7 protein-coding genes and 1 pseudogene are annotated in these 8,609 nt (G+C 60.3%); 3 read left to right on the top strand and 5 right to left on the bottom strand.

Annotated elements, in window-relative coordinates:
- Positions 1-200: 200 nt before the first annotated feature.
- Positions 201-341 (bottom strand): hypothetical protein, encoded by a 141-nt coding sequence (locus tag ACYCTF_RS13715; RefSeq protein WP_461285058.1) that lies wholly within the window; start codon positions 339-341, stop codon positions 201-203.
- 50 nt (positions 342-391) lie between these two features.
- On the opposite strand from ACYCTF_RS13715, the gene ACYCTF_RS13710 reads away from it, so the two are divergent.
- Entirely contained in the window at positions 392-550 is a 159-nt protein-coding gene (locus ACYCTF_RS13710) for a hypothetical protein (protein ID WP_461283784.1), read from the top strand.
- 604 nt (positions 551-1,154) lie between these two features.
- Here ACYCTF_RS13710 and ACYCTF_RS13705 read toward each other — a convergent pair.
- A pseudogene (locus ACYCTF_RS13705) lies at positions 1,155-1,271 on the bottom strand (hypothetical protein); the annotation flags it as partial.
- Positions 1,272-1,687: 416 nt separating this feature from the next.
- Between ACYCTF_RS13705 and ACYCTF_RS13700 the strand changes: the two are divergent.
- A complete protein-coding gene (locus ACYCTF_RS13700; protein ID WP_461283783.1) occupies positions 1,688-3,049 on the top strand; it encodes an ice-binding family protein in 1,362 nt (453 codons plus the stop codon).
- Between the two features lie 105 nt (positions 3,050-3,154).
- Positions 3,155-4,321 (top strand): OmpA family protein, encoded by a 1,167-nt coding sequence (locus ACYCTF_RS13695; protein ID WP_461283782.1) that lies wholly within the window; start codon positions 3,155-3,157, stop codon positions 4,319-4,321.
- Positions 4,322-4,969: 648 nt separating this feature from the next.
- On the opposite strand, the gene ACYCTF_RS13690 is transcribed toward ACYCTF_RS13695, so the two are convergent.
- The 3 genes from ACYCTF_RS13690 to ACYCTF_RS13680 all read right to left on the bottom strand — a co-directional run.
- Entirely contained in the window at positions 4,970-6,853 is a 1,884-nt protein-coding gene (locus ACYCTF_RS13690) for a polysaccharide biosynthesis protein (RefSeq protein ID WP_461283781.1), read from the bottom strand.
- The gene (locus ACYCTF_RS13685) at positions 6,822-7,859 is read right to left on the bottom strand and encodes an MraY family glycosyltransferase (protein WP_461283780.1); all 1,038 of its coding nucleotides are present in this window, start codon (positions 7,857-7,859) and stop codon (positions 6,822-6,824) included. Before ACYCTF_RS13685 ends, ACYCTF_RS13690 begins: the two co-directional genes overlap by 32 nt.
- On the bottom strand, positions 7,856-8,609 hold a 754-nt coding region (locus ACYCTF_RS13680; protein WP_461285057.1), incomplete at its 5' end, for a glycosyltransferase family 2 protein. The genes ACYCTF_RS13680 and ACYCTF_RS13685, both read right to left, overlap by 4 nt.

Raw genomic sequence — 8,609 nt, 5'->3', positions numbered from 1 at the left:
GACTATGTTGCCTGGCGGGGGATCGCAGGCCCGGCCGAGAGTGCCGCCGAGACGTGCCAGTGGTCTTACACAGGATGGGATCGTGAGGGATCGCCGTATGCTTGCGCGTGGACCGGCCGCAAGGCGCGTGAGAACACCGATCTCTAAAGGCATGAACGCGAGCGAAGGCCTGGTCGATCCGGCCATACGTGTGAGCATTGTCAGCCAAAAAGATCCGCCCACTTGCGATCCAGAAAAAGGGCCAAGAGATTCACGAGTCGTTCGGCCGCGCGAAGCCTTGATCGTTTGGCCTGATAGCCGGACTTCAAGATCGTGGGGACGGTCTCGATCGCCCACGCCATACGTACCATTCACGCTTTTCGATGGCCTCGCTCCGGGAGGAGATCGGCCGATGGGTGACGAACTTCCCTACGATCGGATCACGACCCCGAGGCTTGCCGCGCAAGGGGGCCTGCAGCACGGTGAGGGCCAGTGCCAGAGTGCGACGTTGATTGTCGACGGGAGGTACGATCTGGATCTTGCGTACGTTATGCCCGAGGATCACCTCTGACACACGCCCCCAACGATCTCGCACTGCGATCCGGTGTGACCCTTTGCGCGGCCGGCCTCCGCGATCGGGTAGCCGCCGTCGCCTGCGCGCCGGCCCACGGAGGGGCGCAAGAGAAACCGTGTTCTGGTCTCCTGTGCCTTGTAAGACCGCACGGTGATGTCGCTCTCGCCCTCTCCGATAGGTACGCAGCGCGCGTGGTCACCCAATCGGGCCGTGGACTGTTCCTGATTCTGGGGGCCAGCGAATGCTTTCACCTCCTCGATCGCCACCCGCGTAGGACCTGATCATCTTCAAAGCGTTCGCGCCCTTGAATGTCTTTCGGGACCCGAACGTGGTCGCTGCGAGCCCCAGCGGCAAGCCCTCCGTCGTCACTACAAGGCTCGAACGCATGAGGATGCCGCACGCCGTGTAGTACCGTGGAGTCCGATTTCTGTAGGCACCGGCAATACCGACGCGCGCCCTACCAAGCGCCTCGGTATCGTCCCGTTGATCGCTGAATTCCGCGGTGTCATGGAGCACGAAGATCGGTCCGTCCGTTGCCGCTGCGCGATCAGCAGTCGCCTGGAAACGACCTGCCAGAATATCCGCCTCACTGACCCGGCCCTTATCGAGGAAACGGTAGGCAGCTTTCGTGTTCGCCCAGTCTTAAGATCTGCGGAATGCTGTCCCCAGGACGGCAGGACAACTGCTCAAGGACGGCCAGAAATCTCTTTCCCAGTCTCTCATCGGCGAAGACCGTGAAAGTGTGGCAAGGTCAGCCTTCCCCTGCCTACTATTGTGGAGTTATGTGTGCCTCCTTCCGCAAGCAAGCGCAGGTATTCATATCGATGGGTCCGGTCACGGCACCACGTACGTTGGGAATCTCGAGCTCGATCTGAAATCGTGATCACAACAGGATGCATAGTACGCAGGGAAATACAATCTTATTTTATTTCATAAACACGTTGATAGTCATTGTCTTTGCTATATTTGCAGTATTTTAGATACCCCGTATCTTTCTAACCTAATACTATGTAAGCTTATCTCGCATTACCTCATAATGCCTTATAGAAGTTGCTCGCAGCGACATCCTCGCCATTCGTACCGGACACAGCGTGTGCTCCAGACGCGGCACTGCGTAAATTCAGGAAGACCAGAATGTATAAAATCCAACATTTTTCCAAGCGAATACCGTATGGCATGGCACTTATTCTCGCGATCGCGCTCTCCGGCTGTAAGAACGGCGGAGAGGGGCAAGCCCCAATCTTGGCGCCGCCGAGCCCTATCGTATTGGGCGTACCCTCGAATTCGATCGTGCCCGGCGCCATTTGTAGCGCGTCTTCCGGGCCCAATATCCCCGCGGTCACTGTCTCTGATCCGACGAACGGTAACAACGCAGCAACGACGAGCACTACGGGAATCGCGGGTGGTGGGAAAGTTGTAACGGCCACATTTAACATGCCGATGAATCCGGCCACAATCACCGCTGCCAGTTTTAGGATCGCAGTCGCGGGCGGCACAACATTAACTCCCATGTCGGTGACCTATAATACGTCAACCTACGTAGCGACTCTCACGACAACATCTGCTCTATTGCCCGGCACGTCTTATACCGTGGTTATCGCAAATTCCGTTACGAGCAATAGCGATGTCGCCCTCGGGTGCGGGTATGCGTGGAGCTTTAAGACGGTCACACCGGCTGCCACCGGTCTTGCCCAAGTGCAGCTTGGGATAGTGGCGCCTTATGGGATTGCCGCAGCGGCGGGAGTCACCAACACCCCAACAAGCCCCATGAGTAACATTAACGGGAACGCCGTGCTTGATCCGACGGCCACCTGTAACTCGGTGGCGGCGCCAGGCGGTGCAGGGACGGGGGGTTTTGGTACCTGTCCTAGTAGTTCAGGTGCTAATGCAGCGCCGACCATAAACGGTACGGTCATTACACCGACCTATCCCGACACAACAACGGCCAATTCCGTTATGGCGGCTTTAACGTCCGTATATAACAGCATTACGCCAGCCAATCTGCCTGGTGCTACTGTTTTAGGATGCGGCACGATAGGAACAGGCGGCGGCGCAGGGGCTGGGATTGGTTGCGCAGGTAACGCCACTTTGCCCCCAGGCGTTTATACGTCGGCAACTGGCTCCTCTATCGGGGTAACTGGCACTCTCACCCTTGACGGCCAGGGCGACACGAACTCTGTCTTCGTGTTTCAGGCGCCGTCTACATTGGTTACCGCATCCGGCGGGTCATCCGCGGCACCGGCAAGTCAGATTGTCTTGATCAATGGCGCCAAGGCCTCCAATGTCTTCTGGCAGGTCGGAAGTTCCGCGACGATCGGCACGTATTCGATATTCGAAGGGAACATCTTAGCCAACGCATCTATCACCATGGATCCCTCATCCACATCGTGCGGTCGCTTGCTGGCAGGAGCAGTCGCCACGAGCGGTGCTTTTACCTTCAATACCAGCGACGTTTCCGTGCCCGGCAACAGCTACGCGCCAGCATCATGCCAGTAGGGGCTTGCTGATACGGTACGGTGCCATGCACGCAGGTTGTTTCCAGCAATAAGAAAGAGCCCGGGCGGCACAAAGAACGCCGCCTGGGTATTTTTGGAGAGAAATATGAAGAATCAACACAGTATCGTTGCCAGAAAAGCCTTCAAGAAACACGCGACAAGGGCCACCACCTGGGGAGCGTTCGGGCTCGGAGCCCTATCAGTCGTAGGGGGCCCCTTAGCGGTTGCTCACAACCGGGTGGACAATCTCGGGTGGTATGCAGGGGCCAATATCGGCCAATCACGCGCAAAAATCGCCGATGGCCAGATCGCAAGTCAGCTCCAGAGCCAAGGGTTTACCGGCAGCTCCATCAGTAATGATAGCCAAGGGACCGGGTTTAAGCTTTTCGGCGGGTACCAGTTCGATCGTTACTTCGCGTTGGAGGGCGGCTACTTTAATCTCGGGGACTTTGGTTATAGCGCCACGACCGTTCCGGCCGGCACTTCGAACGGAAGCATCAAGCTTCAAGGCGTCAATATGGATGCCGTAGGGATTCTCCCAATTACGCCACGGTTCTCGGCGTTCGGGCGTCTTGGCGTGACCTACGTCGATGCGCGCGATAACTTCTCCGGTTCCGGTGCCGATTATGCCCCGAATACGACAGCGAGCAAGCATGAGTTCAATTACAAGTATGGTATTGGGTTGCAATACGCACTCACCCACGCGCTCACTATGCGCGCCGAGGCCGAGCGCTACCGAGTCAAAGATGCAATCGGTAATAGCGGCGACGCGGATCTCGTGTCGGTCGGACTCGTCTACCATTTCGGCGGCAAGAACGGTTCTCATTCCCGCCGCAGGGTCGCACGGGCTGACGAAACCCAGACTCCCTACGTAGCAGCGAGGCCGCGCGCCCACAAGGCCGCGGCCGTCGTCAAGGTTATCACGCTGGGCGATGTCTACTTTAATTACAACAAGGCCACTCTGACTCCCAAAGGGAAAGCTGTGCTGGATCGGAATATCCAGATTATGAAAAACAATCCAAATGACCAGTTCCGCATCGCGGGCTATACGTCAGCGGCCGGTACCACGGCCTATAACCAGGAACTGAGCGAAGGTCGGGCCCGGTCGGTCAGCAATTATCTGATCCATCACGGCGGTATTGCGCCTGACCGCTTGACCCGGATTGGGTTTGGGGATACGAGGCCAGCGGAATATGAAGCTAACCCGTCTCACTTAAACTCCTCGGCCGCGAAGGCCAATATGCGGGTTCTTTTCGAGATCACCGTGAAATAATGACGATAAGATTGGACACGCAGACCGCCCGGTAAAAGCCAAGAGCACCCCGGCACCAGAGACCCCTGCTCCGTGCGAGCAGGGGTCTTTTTTGCGGTCATTTCGATCCTTCACGTCAAAAAAACGGAGCGAAATCAGCATGGTCGGCCTCAGGGTTGGGTGATCCTTCGAGGGCTACGGCCCGCAGCCGTGACCGGTCGCCGGGAGTCTTCTCGGTCGCAGCGTTCCGTCCCTCACGCAGGCGTTTGAACTATAGAGAGATCGCCTCCGCGACAACGGTCGACGCAGGCCTTAAGCGTCTTGCCTCGGAGGATCGGTCGTAACAGGGACGTTGGGCAGCGGGCCCCTCGGTCTCGTCTGGCAGGCATCGGCTGGTCTATGCGCGAATCCCTCGGGCCCGCTAGCGCCTAGCCGAGGAATACACCGAGGGCCCCGATAACAGGCGCCGACAGGGGGTGTGACGACCTCTCCCGCTCCCTTGCGGCCGCCCCTCTTATAGAGCCCACAGCCTGAGAGGTCGTCCGCGCCATCAACCTAGACACCACGTATCGACCTGCCCCCTCAATTGTGGCTCTAATCTGATGGTGGTTTACCCAACCTTGAGTTTAAACCGCGTTGCTTGAGGCCGGACAGATCAATACGTGATGTCTAGGAGCTACCGCGCACCCGCGCGGGTTCAGTCGCGGGCGGCGCATCCATGCCAATCATCCCTCTGAGCGCCACCGCCAAGGCCTCCTCATCGTCCCGCGCACAGAGATCGCGCAACTGATCCAGGCCCTGCGCAAAGCTTATCGGATTCGCACAAGTGCCGGCGGTGAGGCGAATCTTCGGATGCGCCGTCGCAAGCAACGCCTCGTCGGCATAGAACAGCTCCTCATAGAGCTTCTCTCCAGGCCTCAAGCCCGTGTAGACAATCTCGATATCCTGCCCGGGGCGCTTGCCCGACAAAAGGATCAACTGCTCAGCAAGGTAAGAGATGCGTACTGGTTCGCCCATATCCAACACGAAAATCTCGCCGCCTGCGCCGATGACGCTCGACTGTAAAATAAGGCCGCAGGCCTCCGGGATCGTCATGAAGTAGCGGGTGATGTCCGGGTGCGTGACCGTGACCGGGCCGCCAGCTGCAATTTGCGCCTTGAAGAGCGGGATGACGCTACCGGCCGATCCCAAGACATTACCAAACCGCACGGTGAGGAAACGTGTCTTCGAGCGCGCGTTCAGTTCCTGGCAGAGAGTCTCCGCAACGCGCTTCGTGGCGCCCATCACGTTCGACGGGTTGACCGCCTTGTCGGTCGATATCAGTAAAAATGTCCCGCAGCCATGCCGATCCGCGGCCTGCGCCAAAGTCTCAGTGCCGAAGACGTTGTTCATGACGGCCGCTCGGCTCTGCGCCTCCAGCATCGGCACATGTTTGTAGGCCGCCGCATGAAAAATGATGTCTGGGCGTTCGCGCGCGAGGGCTCGATCTACAAGCAAGCGGTCGCGCACATCCCCCAACACCGGCCGCACCACGAGGTCCGGATAATCGCGTTTGAGCTCGAGTTCGATGCTGTAGAGGTTGTACTCGCTACGCTCGAAGAGGACCAGTGTGCGCGGCTTCAAGCCGGCGATCTGCCGGCATAATTCCGATCCTATGGAGCCGCCGGCGCCCGATACCAGCACCGCCTTGCCCCCCACGCCACGACTGATCTCCTCTTGCTGCAAAAGAACCGGTTCGCGACCCAGGAGATCGTCGATACGGACCTCGCGCAACTCCTGGATATTGACCTGGCCATCGACCAGGCTCTGCAGCCCGGGAAGAATGCGAAACGGGCGGCCGCTGCGTTCGCAGAGCTCGACCAACCGGCGCATGCGACTCGCCTTAGCCTCGGTGACAGCGATGAACAAGATGTCGGCCTCCAGGCGCGCGGCGACCTCCGGCAGCTGTCCGCAGTCGGCCACCACCGGCACCCCATGGATCTCCTGACCGATACGGCGCGGGTTGTCATCGACAAAGGCCACGGGACGAAAACCCACGTCGGACCCGCGCAAGAGGTCACGGACCAGCATCTCGCCCGCGCGGCCGGCGCCCACGATGACCGCCTTTTTCCCCGCTACCTGGTAGAGGCCCCGGTCCTTGAAAAATCGATAGAAGAACCGCGGCCCCCCCAACAGCATGGTGAGCAACAGTCCGTCGAGCACAAACACCGAGCGCGGCACTTGCGCAAGGCGCACCCAGAGAAATAACACGAAGGCACACACGGTGACGCCGACGATGATGGCCTTGAATATGCGCAGCAGATCCGGGACCGAAGCGAAACGCCAGAGGCCGCGATAAAGCCCCATGGCCCAAAACACCACGCCTTGCACGATGAGCACGGGCACAAGCAGGCGCAGACTCTGATGCCAGAAAGTGCGTGGCACATAGCCCATATTGAAGCGCAGCCAGTAGGCCCCAAGCCACGCCAAGGCGATGGCCACGAGATCGTGCCCCACGACCGCCCAGCGCCCGAGCGGCGCCTTAACGCGCGGCCTTGCCCGAAGCTTGCCCATGACCCTCCCATCGCCGGACTAGGGCGGCTAGTACGCTGTACAAAGCCGCCAAAGCCGCGATTATAGCCCATTGCACCGGCACGGACGCGCCGACCGCGCCATACGCGCCCAGTCCGCATATGGCCATCAAGGCGTACTCGGCCAGGACTGTCTGTCGGTGCGAAAATCCCGCGCGGACCAAGCGCTGATAGTAGTGCTCACGGTGCGCGTGGCTCAAGCGCTCGCCGCGCGCCGCCCTCTTTAAGAGCGTCACGGTCGCGTCGACCAGGAAGGGCGAGAAGGCCACGAGCCCCACCCATAGCGGGAAATCCCCGCGGGCGCTTCCCACCAAGATCAGGATGCCGGCCAGAAATCCGAGTACGGTCGCACCGACATCCCCCATAAAAAGGCGCGCGGGCGGAAAATTGCTCACGGTAAAGCCGAAGGCCGCCGACGCCACGCCAAGCGTCACCTCCGCGAAGGCCGGATCGTGGGCCCGATGGCCAAGTAAGGAGAGCGTCCCGAAACCAAAAACCGCCATGCCGCCCGCGAAACCATCCATGCCGTCCATGAAGTTGTAGAGATTGATCCACCAGACAAGAAAGATCGCGACGAACGGGATCGCAAGCGGGCTTGCCAACACCGCATCGACGCCCGGCAGCCAGCCCCGCGCTTGGGGCGCCAATAGCGCGGCCACGGCAAGCGCCGCCGCGGCATGCACGATAAGCCGTAGGCGCGGGCTCAAACCCCGGCGATCGTCATACCACGACAAAAGCGCGATCGCGCAGAGCGCCCCCATGATGACCGCAAGCGCGGGAGACGGGGTCCAGGGCTCCCCAAGGGACGCGACCATCGCTCCGCCTAGGATCGCAAATCCCCCGGTGCGAGGCACAGGTTGCACGTGCAAGGACCGCTCGTTGGGGATGTCCAAGATCCGCCAGGGATTGCGGGGGTGGGCGAGGAATCGCGCTCCGATCCACGCCACCAGGACGCCCGCAGCATCCATCAAGAACGGTCGCAGGCTCACGCGCGCCCCCGCAGCCGCGCGCGCAGCTGTCGATACGTTGGTGATCGAAAAAATCGCAATGCGCTTTGCACATGCCAAAGGAAATACCGCGGCCGCCGACGGGATGTACGTTGTCCGTCATGGATGATGACGGCATCGGCGGCCACGGCTACGCGCAGGCCCGCGATCCTGAGACGACAACAGAGCTCGCAATCTTCGTAGTAGAGGTGGTAGGCCGGATCGAACCCCCCCACCGCCCGAAAGGTCGCGGTGCGAAACGCCATGAACATGCCGGCCACCCAATCCACCGGCTCATCGGCCGCGCCCGGGCGTGCGATGAGGCGGCGCAGGGCGTTTAAGGGTGTGGGCAGTCGTCGGCGGCTGTCTTGCGCATCCCCCTGGCTTCCGACGACGACCGGTGCCACCACCCCCACGTCCGGCTCATCGAGGAGCATAATAAGCGGCGGAAAAGGATCGTTCGTCAAGCGCACGTCGGGGTTCACGACGCAGAAGACATCGGCGTCGATGATAGCGGCGGCAGCATTGTGGTTGGCGCCGAAACCGCGGGGCGCGGCATTGCGCACCACCGACACCGGAAACGGATAGGCAAGATCGGGTAGGACCTCAGGTTTGTTGACAGTAAGCACAACCTGCACCGGCGTGTGGCAAAACCGGGCGATGTCCGCCAAAAGACGTGCCACGAGCGCCCCCTGTCCGTGGCTCACAATCGAGACGGCGATACGCGGCGCGCCCTCCCTCACGGAACACCCC

This window comes from Acidiferrobacter sp., from assembly GCF_054609335.1.
Note: the sequence above shows the minus strand (reverse complement) of the source record. Positions and strands in the feature narration are given on the sequence as shown.